At 69.7% G+C, this 15,890-nt stretch carries 15 protein-coding genes, 1 tRNA gene and 2 pseudogenes; 13 read left to right on the plus strand and 5 right to left on the minus strand.

Going from position 1 to position 15,890, the window contains the following annotated elements:
- Positions 1-99: 99 nt before the first annotated feature.
- Positions 100-377 (plus strand): annotated as a pseudogene (locus ACIRVH_RS27125) (hypothetical protein); the annotation flags it as partial.
- A gap of 217 nt (positions 378-594) precedes the next feature.
- Positions 595-1,113 (plus strand): protein-L-isoaspartate O-methyltransferase, encoded by a 519-nt coding sequence (locus ACIRVH_RS27130; protein WP_403957940.1) that lies wholly within the window; start codon positions 595-597, stop codon positions 1,111-1,113.
- A 5-nt stretch (positions 1,114-1,118) separates the two neighbouring features.
- Here ACIRVH_RS27130 and ACIRVH_RS27135 read toward each other — a convergent pair whose 3' ends face one another.
- Positions 1,119-1,571: a YbhB/YbcL family Raf kinase inhibitor-like protein gene (locus ACIRVH_RS27135; protein WP_403957943.1), complete on the minus strand. Its 453-nt coding sequence runs from the start codon at positions 1,569-1,571 to the stop codon at positions 1,119-1,121.
- A gap of 109 nt (positions 1,572-1,680) precedes the next feature.
- Here ACIRVH_RS27135 and ACIRVH_RS27140 point away from each other — a divergent pair, with 109 nt between their 5' ends.
- Positions 1,681-2,241: a nucleoside-triphosphatase gene (locus ACIRVH_RS27140; RefSeq protein ID WP_403957946.1), complete on the plus strand. Its 561-nt coding sequence runs from the start codon at positions 1,681-1,683 to the stop codon at positions 2,239-2,241.
- 526 nt (positions 2,242-2,767) lie between these two features.
- Here ACIRVH_RS27140 and ACIRVH_RS27145 read toward each other — a convergent pair.
- Entirely contained in the window at positions 2,768-3,289 is a 522-nt protein-coding gene (locus tag ACIRVH_RS27145; RefSeq protein ID WP_403957949.1) for a transglycosylase SLT domain-containing protein, read from the minus strand.
- Positions 3,290-3,935: 646 nt separating this feature from the next.
- On the opposite strand from ACIRVH_RS27145, the pseudogene ACIRVH_RS27150 reads away from it, so the two are divergent.
- From ACIRVH_RS27150 to ACIRVH_RS27175, 6 genes and pseudogenes are all read left to right on the plus strand, one after another.
- Positions 3,936-4,451, plus strand: a pseudogene (locus ACIRVH_RS27150) (Scr1 family TA system antitoxin-like transcriptional regulator); the annotation flags it as partial.
- Between the two features lie 545 nt (positions 4,452-4,996).
- The gene (locus ACIRVH_RS27155) at positions 4,997-6,259 is read left to right on the plus strand and encodes a phenylacetate--CoA ligase family protein (RefSeq protein ID WP_403957951.1); all 1,263 of its coding nucleotides are present in this window, start codon (positions 4,997-4,999) and stop codon (positions 6,257-6,259) included.
- Entirely contained in the window at positions 6,256-7,539 is a 1,284-nt protein-coding gene (locus ACIRVH_RS27160; RefSeq protein WP_403957954.1) for an MFS transporter, read from the plus strand. Before ACIRVH_RS27155 ends, ACIRVH_RS27160 begins: the two co-directional genes overlap by 4 nt.
- Positions 7,539-8,675 carry a GNAT family N-acetyltransferase gene (locus ACIRVH_RS27165; RefSeq protein ID WP_403957957.1) on the plus strand — a complete coding sequence of 379 codons (1,137 nt, stop codon included), beginning with the start codon at positions 7,539-7,541 and terminating at the stop codon, positions 8,673-8,675. Before ACIRVH_RS27160 ends, ACIRVH_RS27165 begins: the two co-directional genes overlap by 1 nt.
- Complete coding sequence (locus tag ACIRVH_RS27170; protein ID WP_403957960.1) at positions 8,672-9,838, plus strand: acyl-protein synthase; 1,167 nt, start codon at positions 8,672-8,674, stop codon at positions 9,836-9,838. The genes ACIRVH_RS27165 and ACIRVH_RS27170 overlap by 4 nt, the downstream gene beginning before the upstream one ends.
- Positions 9,835-12,360: an acyl-CoA reductase gene (locus tag ACIRVH_RS27175; RefSeq protein ID WP_403957962.1), complete on the plus strand. Its 2,526-nt coding sequence runs from the start codon at positions 9,835-9,837 to the stop codon at positions 12,358-12,360. Before ACIRVH_RS27170 ends, ACIRVH_RS27175 begins: the two co-directional genes overlap by 4 nt.
- 5 nt (positions 12,361-12,365) lie before the next feature.
- Here the strand turns inward: ACIRVH_RS27175 and ACIRVH_RS27180 are convergent, their stop codons facing one another.
- Entirely contained in the window at positions 12,366-12,734 is a 369-nt protein-coding gene (locus tag ACIRVH_RS27180) for a hypothetical protein (protein WP_403958021.1), read from the minus strand.
- 188 nt (positions 12,735-12,922) lie between these two features.
- Between ACIRVH_RS27180 and ACIRVH_RS27185 the strand changes: the two genes are divergently transcribed.
- Positions 12,923-13,288, plus strand: coding sequence for a helix-turn-helix domain-containing protein (locus tag ACIRVH_RS27185; RefSeq protein WP_403957965.1), 366 nt, complete (start codon positions 12,923-12,925; stop codon positions 13,286-13,288).
- Positions 13,285-13,605, plus strand: coding sequence for a hypothetical protein (locus tag ACIRVH_RS27190; RefSeq protein WP_403957968.1), 321 nt, complete (start codon positions 13,285-13,287; stop codon positions 13,603-13,605). The genes ACIRVH_RS27185 and ACIRVH_RS27190 overlap by 4 nt, the downstream gene beginning before the upstream one ends.
- A gap of 385 nt (positions 13,606-13,990) precedes the next feature.
- Here ACIRVH_RS27190 and ACIRVH_RS27195 read toward each other — a convergent pair whose 3' ends face one another.
- Positions 13,991-14,404: a DUF4345 domain-containing protein gene (locus ACIRVH_RS27195; protein WP_403957970.1), complete on the minus strand. Its 414-nt coding sequence runs from the start codon at positions 14,402-14,404 to the stop codon at positions 13,991-13,993.
- Between the two features lie 90 nt (positions 14,405-14,494).
- Between ACIRVH_RS27195 and ACIRVH_RS27200 the strand changes: the two genes are divergently transcribed.
- The gene (locus ACIRVH_RS27200; RefSeq protein ID WP_403957973.1) at positions 14,495-15,124 is read left to right on the plus strand and encodes a TetR/AcrR family transcriptional regulator; all 630 of its coding nucleotides are present in this window, start codon (positions 14,495-14,497) and stop codon (positions 15,122-15,124) included.
- A 315-nt stretch (positions 15,125-15,439) separates the two neighbouring features.
- Positions 15,440-15,513: transfer RNA gene (locus ACIRVH_RS27205), tRNA-Met, on the plus strand.
- A 65-nt stretch (positions 15,514-15,578) separates the two neighbouring features.
- On the opposite strand, the gene ACIRVH_RS27210 is transcribed toward ACIRVH_RS27205, so the two are convergent.
- Positions 15,579-15,848, minus strand: coding sequence for a hypothetical protein (locus ACIRVH_RS27210; RefSeq protein ID WP_403957976.1), 270 nt, complete (start codon positions 15,846-15,848; stop codon positions 15,579-15,581).
- Between the last annotated feature and the right edge of the window lie 42 nt (positions 15,849-15,890).

Genomic DNA, 15,890 nt, shown 5'->3' on the forward strand with positions numbered 1-15,890 from the left:
CGCACCCTTCGGCCCACCACCGCGCCGGATCGCGCCGCGCGGAACATGCCGACACTGGGCTGGAACGGCAGCGCGACGTATGAGCGGCGGGTGGGGCACATGCGCAGGAACAGGAGCAGAGCGGAGGAGACGGACGTTTCGATCACCCCGCCCAAGACCTGGGCGGTAGGCGTTCCGGCGGTGGCCAACCCGCTGCGGTACACCCGGGAGCAGACGATGGTCCGTCGTACGGCGCTGGCGCTGCTCAACCTCGACCAGACCAAGGGCTACGGCTGCCCGGGCTGCGCCTGGCCGGAACCGGGCCCCGCGCACCGGCACGGCAACGAGTATGCGAGAACGGCGCCAAGCACGTGAGCGACGAGGCGACGAGGCGACGAGGCGACGACGGGCGGCGAGCACGATTACGCCGCGCGGTTTCCGGAACGCACCACGACCGGGGCCGCCGGCGCCATCGCCACGGCCCCGCGGTCCGATGGCCCATGAAGGGGCCCCCGAGGATCTGGTCCGCGCGGCCTACGCCGTGGGCGTGACCGACGCCCGTCTCCTGGAGGCTGTACGGAGCATCCCGCGGGCGGATTTCGCCCCGAGGACGAGGTGGCATCCGCGTACCGGGACACGCCCGTTCCGCTCCCCCACGGACCGGTGACCACCCAGCCCTCGCTGATCGCCATGATGGTCTCCGCTCTCGGCCTCACCGGAGACGAACTGGTCCTGGAGATCGGGACCGGATACGGGCAGACCGCGGTGCTCGCGCGCTTGGGCGCGTACGTCGTCAGCGTCGAGCGCTGGCCCGACCTGGTCGACGAGGCCCGTCTGCGGCTGGCCGGGCAGGGCGTCGGCAATGCCGAGGTCGTGCTCGGCGACGGGACCCTCGGGATGCCGCCCCGTGCCCCGTACGACGCCGTCATCGTCTGCGCGGCCTTCCCGCGAGTGCCTGAGCCGCTCGTGGATCAGCTCCGCACCGGTGGCCGGCTCGTCCAGCCGAGGGGCCAGGGCGGGCAGGAGCGCGTCGAGCTGTACGAGCGGCGGGCCCACAACCTGGTGCACCGCAGGACGGTCACCGCGGCCCGGTTCGTCCGGCTGTACGGTGCCCATAGCTATGACCAGCGGTGACGCGCTCAGCGCTGGTAGGTCCCGACCAGGGTGCCGGAGGCCAGCTCCCTGCCCTTCAGGGCACGGTGCACGTCCTCGGCGCCCGGGTGGCCGTGCAGCGGCAGCGGCTCGGACAGGGCGTGCAGGCGGAAGAAGTAGCGGTGCGGCCCGTGCCCCGGTGGAGGCATCGGCCCTCCCCAGCCCACGCGGCCGAATCCATTGGGCCAGGGCAGGCCGCCCTGGGGCTTCTGGCCCTCCGCCGTCCCGCTGGTCCCCGGATCGATGCCGGTCACCAGCCAGTGCAGGAAGGTCGTCCCCGGCGCGTCCGGGTCCTCGCACAGGAGCACCAGCTCCGTGGCCTCGTGGGGCACCCCCGACCAGGTCAGGGGCGGTGAGATGTTCTCGCCCTCCCCGCTGTACCGACGGGGGATCACCGTTTTGTCGTCGAACGCGGTGCTGCTGAGTTGAATTCCGCTCATGCGCGCCGCCATACCCGCAACGGCGGCACCGGCACCGGTTCACAGCCCAAAACCCCCGCTCGGCCGACCCCACCCGGCCCGCCTCCGAAAGGGGGGTGAAGATGGCAGTGTGCCGACAAGGATCCTGCTCGAGGGCCGCCCTGGCGCGGGCAAGACGACCGCCCTGCGTCGGCTCGCCGCGCTGCTGCCCAGCCACGCGGCCACCGGCTTCACCACGGAGGAGATCCGGCAATCCGGCGCCCGCGTCGGTTTCGCCCTGGAGACCCTGGCAGGCCGGCGGGAAGTGCTCGCCCATGTCGACCTGCCCGGTCCGCCACGGGTAGGGAAATACGGCGTCGACCCGGGCGTCATGGAACGACTGGCGCTGCCGTCGCTTCGGCCGGCAGCAACCAAGGAGGCAACAGGGCTGCTGGTGCTCATCGACGAGCTGGGGCGGATGGAACTGGCATGCACGGCGTTCCGGCACGCGGTCGACGCGCTGTTCGTTGCCGACGTCGACGTCGTCGCCACGGTCCACACGCACCGCGATCCGTTCACCGACGCCCTCAAGCGGCGCGCCGACGTCGAGGTCGTCCAGCTCACTCCGGCAAACCGGGACGTCCTGCCGGGGGAGCTCGCGGCCCGGCTGCAGCAGCCCCGGATGCACGGAAGGCCCCCCTCTCACGGATGAGAGACCGCACTCCGACCTGCTGAAAGCAGAGTCGGGGCGACAGGATGTGAAGTCGCCCGGTCGGTACGACCGGAGGCGCCCATCACCACCTGACCGTAGGTGGCAGCAGTGGCGAGCAGGGTGCCGCCGAGGGCCACGCCGGTTGCACTGCCCAGCTGGCGGGTGGTGTTGACCCTGATGTGCGCGGAGGACACCTGTGGGGCCCGCGATCCTCGGCCTGCGTGGCAAGCCCCGACAGGAACCGGTGTGGAACTATCTCACCGACGCCTGGACCGCTGCGCGGTTGTGGGAGGCGAGCTGCGATTTGAGTGGTGTCGGCCTCCGTACGTTCCCGGGATAGCCTCACGACACGCACTCGCCGTCCGGGGAGTTCGAGACTGCGAAGGCGTCCATGACGGCTCCCCCGCCGCAATGACGTTGGTGACGGCGCGCACTGGCCCGGCTTTCACCGTGGCCGAGCCGAATCCCTGTCCACTGTGCTGGATGCGCTGGATGTGCACACCTCACGGCACTGCTACCCGTGGCGTCAGTACGCGGAGTTGACGTTGTCGATGGAACCGTAGCGGTGCGCGGCGTAGTTGGCGGCCGCGGTGATGTTCGCCACCGGGTCGGTGACGCTGTGAGCGGTGCCGGCGACGTGGTAGGCGTTGAAGGTGGGGTCGATCACCTGCAGGAGGCCCTTGGAGGGGGTGCCCTTCTGCGCGTTGACGTCCCAGTTGTTCTGGGCGTTGGGATTGCCGCCCGACTCACGCATGATGTTGCGGCGCAGGCCCTCGTAGCTGCCCGGGATGCCCTTCTCCTTCATGATGGCCAGGGACTTCTTGATCCAGCCGTCGAGGTTCCCCGCGCTGCCGCTGGTGCCCTTGGGTTCGGTGTGGCTGTCGCGGGCGGGCGCCGCGATGCTGTGGGCGGCCTGCGGCGCCTCCGCGGCCTGCGCGGAAGCCGGCATCAGCGTGAGAGCAGCGGCCGCGGCGCCGGTGGTGGCGATGCCGGTCAGGGCGAGAGTACGCAGGCGGGCAAGGCGGCGGGGGGCGGTGATCGCGGTCATGAGAATGGGACTCTCCTGTGAGACGTCTTAGAGGCGCCGGCCGGTGTCGGTCGCGGCCTGTAGGGCGTCGGGGCGAGGCCCCGTGCTGCGCGGCGGGAACGGACAGGCCTGGCGTTGAACGCCCGGTCGGCCTCGCAGCTCCCGGCAACGAGAAACATGATTAGCGGCGGCCAGAAACAGGCGCAAGAATGTGACGTACTACCCCACTACGGAGAAATGCCCGGAATGAGCATTTCGGTGGGTTCCCTCCCTGCTCACAGCGAAGCCCGCCTACGATCCACGATAGGACGTGACGTGGGTCCTATGGGTGGCGTCACGCCCCAGCCCCCATTCGCCCCCCCGGCAAGAGCAGACCACGGCCCGACCGCCGCACATCCCGCCACGGAGCCCACGACGACGGGGCCTGGGCGCCACGAAAGCCCAAGGTCGATCAGCACGCGGCGATCCACTGCGACGCCAGGACCTACGTGCCCACACCCACCGTCACACGGAACCTCGGCGGCAGCTTCAACACCGTGCAGCAAACTCTGATCTGGACCCCGGGCCCGGCCACAGCACGGCGGAGTGCCCCGGTGTGCGGCACACCGCCCACCACTTACCCCGGTAGCCGGACCTCAGGGCCCTGGACGACATCGCCCGGGTGGCTTTGTTCACGAGAACGGGTTCTGGCACAGCTCCCGGCCTCCTGCAGACCAAGGGCGAGGCCGCAGGCATCCTCGGGATCAGCGCCCGCTTCCGGGACGTGCCCGTGGACAACAGCGCCGAGGCGGCCCGGATCCGTGTCGACCGCAGCCGCATCATCCACGAGCCGGGACTCCGACTGGTGGCCGTCATCAAGGAGGCGGTACTGCGCCATCAGGTGTGCGAGGCCGACGCGATGGCGGCACAGCTCGGGCACCTTCTCACCGCCGGGACCCTTCCCCAGGTGTCTCTCGGCATTGTCCCCATGGCGACGGCCGGAAGAGAACCGTGGCCGCGCGAGACCTTCCACGTCTGTGACGGCTGCCTCGTTGGTGTGGAGCTGGTCTCCGCACGCGTACGAATCACACAGCCATCCGAAACTGCGCTGTACCTGCAGGCCTTCGAGCAGCTGCGCGGCATGGCTGTGTATGGCGCCGCCGTTCGCGCGCTGATCGTGAAGGCTATTGACGCGTTGCCATGACGCGGAAGTTTCGCCCACTTCATGCACCGCCACCCGCCCTGGAGCCCCCTGCGGTCGCCGGTGTCGACGGCCGGATCGACTGGAACCCCCTCCGTCCCGCTGATGACCCGACGCCTGGCTAGTCCCGTTGGTCAGCGGCCACGCCGATGGCGAATGCTTGCTCAGGCGCATCGGTTCGGCGGTGCATTCGGCCAAGCCCGAGGCGTTCCTCGGCGCCCTTCCATAAAGGGCACTTGAGGGACACTCAACAATTACTTATGGAAAGACGGTTTCATGTGACAGGCGTCTCTGGTTCTGAAGGAACCAAAAGCAGTCACAGCTCGTCCGCCCACGCACCTAAACCTCCTTGCCCACATGGCCAGTTCATGTAAAGCCCGTTCCGAATGTTGAGATATCCTTCTGCCCCGGATGCCCCGCTCATCGCGGGTGCACCGTTGATTGAAATCGTCAACGACAGGGCCTTCCTCCGCGCCGGAGCAGCCCCACTCGTCGTACCGCCGTCGGCTATTTCCATTCCGACGGTTCACGCCTTCGAGCAGGAATTGATGCCCGTTCAACCACTCGCGGAGCTCGTACGCTTCGCGCGCCACAACTCGCCTTTCTACCGTGAGCTCTACGCTCACCTGCCCAGTCATGCGGCACACCTCACGGATCTTCCAGTGGTGCCACAGGCGGACTTCTGGCGGGCCAACTCCCCCCGCGACAACAGGCTGCTGACCGCCCCGCTCCACGAGGCGGTCGTCTTCCGCAGCGGTGGCACCACGGGATCCCCGAAGTTCTCCTACTACACCCGCACGGAGTGGCGGGAGTTCACCACGGCGTTCGGCGCCGGACTCGTCAATGCCGGGCTGCGACCGGGCCATCGGGTCGCCGACCTGTTCTACGCGGGTGATCTGTACGCCAGTTTCAGCTTCGTCCTGGACTCACTGCACCGTTCCCCGGCAGCCAACGTCCGCCTCCCCATCGGCGGCGCGACGCCCTGGGAGTCCACCGCGGCCACCCTGGAGGAATTCCAGGTCCAGGTCGTCGCCGGAACGCCCACCACCCTGTGCTCCCTCGCCGAGCGCCTCACCTCCGCCGGCCGGTCACTCCCGGATGTGGAGCTGCTGTTCTTCGGCGGTGAATGCCTCTTCGGCGACCAGCTCCCCCTGCTTGCGGGCGCGTTCCCGAAGGCACAGGTGCGCTCCCTCGGCTACGCCAGCGTGGACGCCGGGCTGCTCGGGGAGGCCGTGCCCGGCGGCGACCCGCGCGTGCACCGCGTGTTCACCCCGTACACGATGGTCGAGATCCTCGACGAGGAGACCGACCGGCCCGTCAACGGCGACGGCGTTCCGGGACGGCTGGTAGTCACCGACCTGCGCCGACGGCTCATGCCGGTGCTCCGCTATCCGGCCGGTGACCGGGCCGAGTGGGTGGATCGGAACGCCGGTGTCTTCCGCATCCTGGGCCGCGCCGAGGAGGGCGTGCGGGTCGGTCCCGTCTCCCTCTACACCCAGGACGTCCACGACATCGTCATGGCTGCCGACACGGCCAATGAGGTGACGGGGCTGCAACTCGTGGTGCGCCGCAGCAACGGACGCGACGGCTTGGTACTGCGGCTCGCGACGGGTGAAGCCGACGACGGGAACACCGCGTTGGCAGATGCCGTCGCCAACGCGGTCCTGGCGCAACGCCCGCTCTATCGGAGCGCGACCGCCGCCGGTCATGTGAACCCGCTCACCGTCCAACGGGCGCGGCACCAGGACCTGGCCGTCAACTCCCGTACGGGCAAGCTCATCCGCGTCGTCGACGAACGGCCGCATTCATGAGCGCGGTGGAATCACGCGCACGCCGTCTGCCCCTCGTGCTGCGCAACGCGTCGTTCGGCCGGGTCTGGGCCGGTCAGCTCCTCACCCAGGCCGCGAGCAGGATGTTCCAGGTCGGCGCGGTCTGGTGGCTGGTCGGATTCGCGGGCGGCGGGCACCGCGGGCTCGACTCGGGCCTCTTCCTCATGGTCAGCGCGCTGCCCGCGGTAGCGCTCGCACCCGTGGTCGCCCGCATCGTCGCACGTCACGCTCATCGGACGGTGCTGGCCGGCGCGGCGGCCGTAGCCGGCGCGGTGGCCACGGTGGCGGCCGTCCTGGCGCAGTCAGGGCCACTGCCGATGGCCGTGATCTACGTGGTGGGGCTGGCACTGGCTGCCTGTCAGGCGCTCTTCGACCCGTGCCTGACGACATCGGTGCCGGAACTCGTCGAGGACGCCGACATCGAAGCGGCCACCGGATTCGAGCTGTCCACCCAGTCGGTCGCCGGGCTCGGCGGAGGACTGCTCGGACCGCTCATGGTCGACGCGGGCGGACTCCCGGGCGTCGCCGCCGCCTGCGCGGCCGCCTACCTGCTCGCGGCCCTGCTGGTCCGCTCGGCGCGCTTCCCGCACGCCACGGCCCAGGCGCACGGACCGGAGAGCGGCACGGCACCCGCATCGCGGACGCTGCGCCAGGTCCTGGCCGGGCTGCCGTTCATCCGCCGTGTGCTGGTCTGCTTCGCCGCCGCCAACGTCTTCACCACCGGTGTCTACGTCGTGATGCCGCTCTACACGCGGGGGGTGCTGCACTCCACCGGCTCGACCGTGGCCTCGCTGGAGGCCGCCCTCGGTGTGGGCACTCTCGTCGGATCCTTCACCGGTGCCCGCGTTCCGGGGCGTCCCGTCACCGTCGGCACCGTGAGTCTGACCGTGATGGCCGCAGCCCTCGGACTGCCGGGCCTGGCCCCCGGGCACGCCGTGGCGTTCGGTGCCCTGGCCGTCGTCGGCTGGTGCGTCGGCGTGATCGGCGTCCGGTTCGTCGCGCTGTTCCAACGGCTGGTGCCCGCCGACGACAAGCCGGAGTTCTTCGCAGTCATGCAGGCACTGCTCGGTGCCACGTTCCCCGTCGCCTCACTCGTCTTCGGCGCACTGGGTGACCATCTGACGGCCCGCACGCTCTGCCTCGTGCAGGGTGCAGGTCTCGTACCGGTCGCGCTGGCACTGTGGTGGGTCGGCGGACCGACGGACGCCGACGGACCCCGGACGTCCGCCACGCAGCCCCTCGCCCGGGCGGGAGAAGCGTGATGAGCGTCGTCGTCTCCCCCACCGCGGTCCAGGACATCGCGGAACTGAGGCAGTTGTACTTCGAGGTGTACGGGCACGGCTACCCGGTACCGCTCGGCAGTGACCCGGCCGTCATGCGCCGCCTGATCACCGACGGCACCGCCCACTGGCTCACCGCCCGCACACACCGCGGCGGCCTCGTCGGGTCCGCCGTCGTACAGACCGATCCGGGCAGCCGCATCGGCAAGCTCGTCGGACTCGCCGTGCATCCCGGCCACCGGGGCGGCGGGCTGGCTTCCCGGCTGACCGGTGCCGTCTGCGAGGAAGCGTTCGCCACCGGCCGCCTCGACTCGGTGTACACCACCGTCCGCGTCGTCACCGAGGGCCCCCAGCGCGTCGTCGTACGCAACGGCTTCCGGCCGCTCGGCCTGATGCCCAACGCGGTCGAGGTCGAGGGCTGCGAGAGCCTCGCGCTGTTCGCCCGCTACGCCGACGGCGTGCTGGCCCGCCGCGCCCCCGTCGAGTACGTGCCGGAACGGCTGTCGGCCCTGCTGTCCGCCGCCTCCAGCGGCATCGGCATCGACTACGGCGCCACCGGGCTCGTGCCCGGTGGCGGCGCGGCGCGCGCCACCGCGGTTGCCGCACCGATCGAGCTGATCAACGCCCCGGCCTTCGTCCGCCGCCGCTTCCTGGAACGGTTTCCCGAGGCGGACGAACTCTTCTTCCCGCTGCACACCCCGAACGCGCTCCTGGTGGCAGCCGACGGTGGCTTCGAGGCGTACGCCGACCTCGACCCGGTGGCGGGCAGCTGCGCGCTGGTCGCCGTCCATCCGCGCCCGGCCGCGGTGACCGGCGCGCTGGAGGCACTGATGACCGAGGTCACCCGGGCCGGCGCTGACTACGCCGAGACGCTGCTCCCACTGGCCGACACCGAGGCCCTGGAGGTCTATCTCGCCTCGGGGTTCGTACCGAGCGCGGTCTATCCCGCCATGCGCCGCATCCACGACCGCTTCCACGACTACGTGGTGCTGTCCCGCACCAGCCGCCAGATCGACTTCCGGACGGCGGCCGTCAGTCCCTTGCTCCAGCCGTACCTCGGCGCCTATCTGAGCGCCTGGACCGCCACCTACCTGCCCCTTCACGAGGTGTCCCGATGAACCCCCATCTCGCTCCCGTCGAGGTCCCCGACCCTGCGGCGCTCGGCCACGTGCAGCGGCTGTGCGACCTGGCGGAGCCGTACGCGGCCGGCGCCGGCACCGACGAGCTGTTCGCCGCGGCGATGGCCGAGATCCATGCCTGGCACGCCCAGCGCTCCGCGTTCTACGCCGCCCTGCTCCAGGACGCGCCCGAGGTCCCGGCGCCCACGGTCGGCGCCGGAGTGCGCACCCCACTGGTGCCCGCCACCTTCTTCAAGCGCCACGAGGTGCTCTCCATCCCTCGCGAGGAGGTGTTCCTGCACCTGACCTCCTCGGGCACTACGGGCCAGAAGTCGCAGATGTTCTTCGACGAATGGACGATCCGCTCGGCGCAGCGCATGGTGGCCCGGATCTTCGACCACTACGGCTGGATCACCCCAGACCAACCGGTCAACTACCTGCTGTACAGCTACGAGCCCGCGCCGTCGCTGAAGCTCGGCACGTCGTTCACCGACAACTACCTGTGCGACTTCGCCCCGGCCCGGCACACCGCACACGCGCTGCGGCACACCGGCTCCGGCCACGAGTTCGATGTGCACGGCTGCATCGCGGCGCTCCAGCGGTACGCGGACGACGACGTGCCGGTGCGCATCCTGGGCTTCCCGGCCTTCCTGTACTTCACCCTGGAACGGATGAGGGCCATGGGTCTGCCGCCGCTACGCCTGCCCGAGGGATCACTGGTGGTGCTCGGCGGCGGCTGGAAGGGCCATGCCGACCGGCAGATCGGCAAGGCCGTGTTCTACGCCGAGGTCACCGAACGCCTCGGCATCCCGGGCGACCGTGTCCGGGACACGTTCGGCTCCGTCGAGCACTGCGTGCCGTACGTCGAGTGCGCACACCATCGGCTGCACGTGCCGGTGTGGTCACGCGCCGCGGTCCGCGACACGGCGACGCTGCGTCCGCTGCCGTACGGAGAGCGCGGCTTTCTTCACCTGGTCAGCCCTTACATCACCGCTGTTCCGGCGCAGAGCGTCCTGATGGGCGACCTCGCCTCGCTGCACCCGGGCGAGGACTGCCCCTGCCCGCTGTCCACCGACTGGTTCACCGTGCACGGCCGTGCCGGGGTGAGCCGCAACCGCAGTTGCGCGGTCGCCGCCGCCGAACTGATGAAGGGAATGTCGTGACCACCTCCGCACTTCACCTCTGGCAGGGCGAGTTCATCGACGACGCCGAGGCCGGCCGACGGCTCGCCGGGCTCTCGGAGTTGACCGGGCGGGTCCTGGCACGTCCGCTGCCCACGGACGTGGTGCTCGGCGCCTGCGCCGCGGTCAGCCGTGACCTGGCCGATCCCGGCTCCGACCTGTACGCCCGGCTGGCCGAGCAGCTGACTGCTGTCGAGGCCGCGGCCACCTCGGCCGAGCTGGCCGGCGCGCTCACCCGGCAGGCGCTGGAACGCAAGCTGCGCCGGGAACTGGGCGGGCTGCGGCCGGAGCGGCTGACCCGGCCGGACGGCCGTGAGACGGTGTACGAGTCCTGGGCGCCCGTGGGCCTGCTGGTGCACATCGCCCCCGGAAACGCTGCCGCCGTGGCACCGCTGAGCGTCGTCGAGGGCCTGCTGGCGGGCAACGTCAATGTCCTGAAGACCAGCAGCTCCGACACCTCACTCGCCCAGGACGTGCTCGCAGCCCTCGGGGCCGCCGACCCGACCGGGCTGATCTCCGAGCGCGTGGTGGCCCTGCGCTTCTCCTCATCGCGGCAGGACTGGATCCAGGCGCTGTGCGGGCAGGCCGACGCAATCGCCGCCTGGGGCGGAGAGGACGCCGTGCGCGCGGTGAGCGACATCGCACCGCCGGGCTGCCGGATCGTCGAGTGGGGGCACCGCATCTCCTTCGCCTACCTGACCCGGGAAGCAGCGACCGACGACAGCACACTCGACGCGCTCGCCGAGGATGTCTGCCGCTTCGAACAGCAGGCGTGCTCCAGCCCTCAGGTGATCTATCTCGACACCCCGGAAGCCGACGACGTCTTCGCGTTCGCCGGGCGGTTCGCCGAGCGGCTGGCGAAGGTGTCCGACGCCCTGTGCGCGCCACTGTCCGGACCGGCCGAGCAGGCGGAGATCACCACCGTGCAGCAGCTGGCCCGGCTCGAACAGCACCTCGGCCTCACCCGCGTGTTCGCCGCCGACGACGGTTCGTGGCGGGTCATGGCGGACACCCGGTCGGCGCTCGACGCCTCCCCGCTGCATCGCAGCGTCTGGGTGAAGCCTCTCCCCCGGCGCACGGTCACGGCGACGCTGCGGCCGATGCGCCGCTATCTGCAGACCGCGGCCGTGGGCGGCAGCCCGACTGACGTGGCCGAGCTGTCACGCGCCCTCTTCGCCGCGGGGGTCACCCGGGTCACCCCGGTCGGCTCCATGCTGGAGGGCTACGAGGGTGAGCCACACGACGGGGTCTACGCGTTGCAGCGCTACAGCCGTCGGGTGAGCGTGCGTGCGCCGGGCGATGCGTTCCGCACCGTCGCCTGCCTGGACGACCTGGTGGCGCCCCCGGTCCTGCCCCCGGCGCCCAAGGCACCGCTGCTCGGAAAGGAAGGCGTGCAGCGCGCTCTCGTCTCGCTGGACCCGCGCCACGCTCACCTGTACTTCCGCAGCGGGGGCTCCACGGGCACGCCCGCCCTGTCAGTGTTCACTTGCGACGACTACGACAACCAGATGCGCGCCGCAGCCGACGGGCTGCTCGCCGCCGGCTTCGACCCGGCCCGTGACCGGGCGGCCAACCTGTTCTACTGCGGCGGGATGTACGGGAGCTTCATCAGCTTCTTCTCCATTCTGGAACGCCTGAACGCCACCCAGATCCCGATGGCCGCAGGTCCCGACCACGCCATGACCGTCGAGGCACTGGTCACCCACGGGGCGGACACCCTCTTCGGCATGCCGTCCTACTTGTGGCAACTGTTCCACGCCGAGGCGGACCGGCTGCGTGCGTACGGCGGGATCAGGAAGGTGTTCTTCGGCGGAGAGCACTTCACCCCTGAGCAACGCCGAGTACTGACCGAGGAGTTCGGCGTCGAGGTCATCCGTTCCGCCGCGTACGGCAGCACCGATCTGGGGCCGCTGGGCTACCAGTGCACGGCGGGTGAGGGGTCGGTCCACCATGTGCTGACCGATCTGCACACGCTGGAGATCCTCGATCCGGACACGGACCGGCCGGTGGCACCGGGCGAGCCGGGACGGCTGGTCTTCACCTCCCGGGCCCGTGCCGGACAGCGGCTGGAGCGCTACGAGATCGGTGATCTGGGCCGAGCGGTGGAGGGCGCGTGCACGTGCGGCAGCCACGTGCCGAGGCTGGAACTGCTGGGGCGCTACGGCGACGTCGTGCGCGTCGGCACGTACTTCGTCAACTACCGGCGCATCCTGCGGGCCGCACAAGAACGCCTCGGCTACCACGGTGAGATGCAGTTGCTGGTCGCGTCCGGCTCCGGCCGGGACGTACTGACCGTCCGGCTCGACGAGCAGTACGCGAGCGACCCCGAGGAAGCGCGGCAGGCCCTCCTCGCCGAGGTGACGGAGCTGGCCTCGGCCGGGGCGGAGGGTCTGCTGGCCTTCGTCGTGGAGACCATGCGGAGCGAGATGTTCGAGCGCACCTCCAGCAGCGGCAAACTGCGGACGGTCATCGACCTGCGCCAGTACTGCAGTGCGACTTCGTGATCTAGCTAGGCGTCGAGGTAGTGGTAATCCCCATCCGGGAGGCCGATCACCAGGCCGCCGTTGTCGACCCTCCACTCGCTCATGCCGTCGACGTCGTGGCTGACCAGAAACAGCCCCCGGGGCCTGTCGTCGTACTCGTCATCCTGGTAGGAGGCCGGGATCTGGGCGATCTGACGCAACCGCTCCTCGAACCAGTCGAGGGACACCGCGCGGATGTCGCCCCCGTAGAAGGCCCACCTGACGTTGTTGTACTGCCGAGCGGGGAAGGCCCAGCCCCCGCTGTAGGTGCGCTCCGGATCGTCTGCTTCCACGATCTCCTTGATCTGAGCCAGCTGTCCGTCGTCACACTGCAGCCAGCCCCTGACCGAGACCATGGTTCCCACGGCGGTTGCTCCTCATTCGTGTGGTCTAAAACTGACGATCACCGTTGACACCTGGGTCTCCGATCACTACGGGGATCCACATCCCGAAGTCCACGCCCACCACACCGCCGCTTGACCGTGAGGCCAAGCGGCGCCTGGCCGTCATACGCCACGTCGAAGAGGTCAGCGGAAACGTCGCGATGTCCTACCGGTACTTCGGGATCAGCCGGCAGGCGTACTACACCTGGTACCGCCGCTACCAGGCCGACGGCGTTGAGGGCCTGCGTACGCGTTCCAAGGCCCCGAAGACGTCTCCGAACGCGACCCACGTCGAGGTGGCCGGGAAGATCATCTATCTCCGGCAGAACTACCACTTCGGACCCGAGAAGATCGCCATGTACCTCAAGCGGTACCACGACGTCACCATCAGCAAATCGGGCGTCTGGCGCATCCTCAACCGCCTCGACATGGCCGCCTGCCGGCCTCCCAGCGCTACAAACGCCACGACCGCAGATGGAAGCGATACGAGAAGCAGCTGCCCGGCCACCGGGTGCAGATCGACGTGAAGTTCATCGAGCCGCTCGCCTCGATGCCCCAGGACCGCCGGGGCGGCCGCAACAAGTACTTCCAGTTCACCGCGATCGACGACTGCACCCGCCTGCGCGTCCTGCGGATCTACCCGACGCTGAACCAGGTCACCGCCATCCAGTTCCTCGACTACGTGCTGCAGCGCCTGCCGTCATCGACGATGCCAAGGTCTTCAACGACAAGCTGCGCGAGTGGGAGGACTACTACAACTGCCATCGCCCCCACGGCGGTCTCGGCGGTCAGACTCCCTATGAGCGCCTCAAGCAGAAGACCACGGCCCAGGCGTGATCGGTGATCGTCAGTGGCACAGGTCCAGCGCGCCGCGCTGGACGGGCCCGGTGCGGTAGACAGCCGGGAGACCGGAAATGACGGCGGCGGTGTGCCTGCACGCCGTGCCGTCACCCGGCGACCCGAGTACGGCACGTACTCTTGCGCCGCACGGACGGTGCCCGCCGTCAGGACGCGTTTGTTCCGCGTGCGATCTCTTCCAGTATCCGCCGACAGCTGGCGAGGCCTTCCGCACGCTCGAGGAAGAGCGACTTTGCGGGGTTTCGAGTAGGCCCTGGCCTCGTCGCCGGCCACGTAATTCCTCACGACCAGCGCCGGCTTCCCCGCCCAAGCGTTCGATAGGTGCGGCGGCCAACAGGGAGCTGGGCCCCGGCTCGTCACCTCGAGGGCGTTCAGCGCCCGGTGGCCACGGTCTCCACATCGCTGCGCGGGATGCGCTCTTCCGCGCTGGCCAGCCAGAAGAAGACCGGGGGAAGGCTGAGTTCGATCACCGCCAGCACGGTCTGAAACCACTGCGGCCAGCCGTGCACGGCGAGCGAGAGTAGCCGGCCCATGCCGCCCAGCAGGAAAACGCCGGCCAGCCACCGCACCGCCCGAGCCGGGATCGGCCGCTGCCGCGCGGCCCACAGCCACGCCAGTCCATAGCCGACGAAGCTGGCCCCCATGAACCGGCCCCAGCTGTCGACCGTCGCGCCGGCAGAGCTGGCTCCGGGGATCGCCGCGTTACCGAGGACCACGTGGTACAGGCCGATCGCCACGCTGGACCAGCCCATCAACTGTGTGAGTGTGCGCAGAGTCCTTGCCATGATCCCTCCGAGCTGTCTCGGTGGAGCTTAGTTGACATGTGCCTACTAGACTGGATGTGCTAGTAGACGCATGTCAAGTAGTCTTCGTTCGTGCCTCCCCGCCGACGACTCAGCCCCGCCGACCGCCGCGCCCAGCTCCTCACCGTCGGAGCGCGGCTCTTCGCCGCACGCTCGTACGACGACGTCCTGATGGAGGAAGTCGCCGAAGAGGCCGGCGTCTCCCGAGCCCTGCTCTACCGTCACTTCCCCAGCAAGCACGCCCTCTTCGCGGCCGTCTATCAGCAGGCTGCGGACCAGCTGCTCGCCGAGACCCGGCTTGACCCGGCCGACTCCTTGGTGGAGCAGCTCATCCAGGGCATGGAGGTCCATCTCGACTACTTCGTGGCGAACCGCAACGCCGTCCTCGCCGCGAATCGGGTTCTCGCGGGCGATCCCGTGATCCAGACGATCATGACGAACGAGCTGGACGCACTTCGTACGCGACTTCTGGCCGTACTCCCACTCGCGGACGAGAGTGCTCGTGAGGCCGTGTCCGGCGTCCTGAAAAGCTGGCTGGTCTTCGTCCAGGTCCTCTGTGTCGACTGGCTCACCCACGAGACCTGCACCCGCACCCAGTTGCGCGACGTCTGCATCGGCGCGGTTCTCGGCGCTCTCCGGCCGCTGCTCGCCGAGGACCCCGCCCCCGAGTGGCCGCCACAGCGACCCAACGCGGGCGCGTAGGGTCAGCCGTAGGACGAGGGCGGGGTACCCGATACAGTCCCGGTCGGGCTCGAACGTCTGAGTGGGGAAACTGACGCTGCCGGTGGGGAATTGCGTGGCGTTCCACAGGCCTGACCTGGGGGCAACGGACAGAGGCTCGGCATCTTGCTCCAGGGCGCCCAGTTCACCTCAGTCATCTGGCCGGCACATGTCCCCTGGTGTCCGAGCTGGGATTCCAGTGCCGTTCCCCTGCGGGCGCCTCGCGCGCTCCGTTTCTCGGACCACTCGGGGTGGTGGCCTTCAGCTCGCGCGTATGACGTAAGCTGGGCGTATCGCCGCGGGGTGGAGCAGCTCGGTAGCTCGCTGGGCTCATAACCCAGAGGTCGCAGGTTCAAATCCTGTCCCCGCTACTAACAACACCGGCCCCCCTCGACACCGACGTCGAGGGGGGCCGGAAGTATGTGGGGCGCAGGGCCTAGGGGGCGGGCGAGGCGGCCGCGGCCGGCCGGGTGGCGATGCGCATCCGGCCGCCGTCGTACTCCGCCACCTCACCGGGCAGGATCAGCAGCCCCGGCTCCCCGTCCTGCCACGCTGCGCCAATCCGGCGGACCTGGACGGCCGGACCCCGCGCGCCGGCCATGAACACCGTCGGATCGACCTCCCACCCGTGCTTGCCGAGCCACTGCTCCAGGGCCGCGGAGTCCTCGCTGCTCGCATCGCGCGGCCACTCGTACCTACTCGTCACGACGTATCCCCCTGTCCGTGAACGGATCACCGGGCGATCCTG

The sequence above is a fragment of the Streptomyces sp. NPDC101165 genome, assembly GCF_044768135.1.
Taxonomy (GTDB): Bacteria; Actinomycetota; Actinomycetes; order Streptomycetales; family Streptomycetaceae; genus Streptomyces.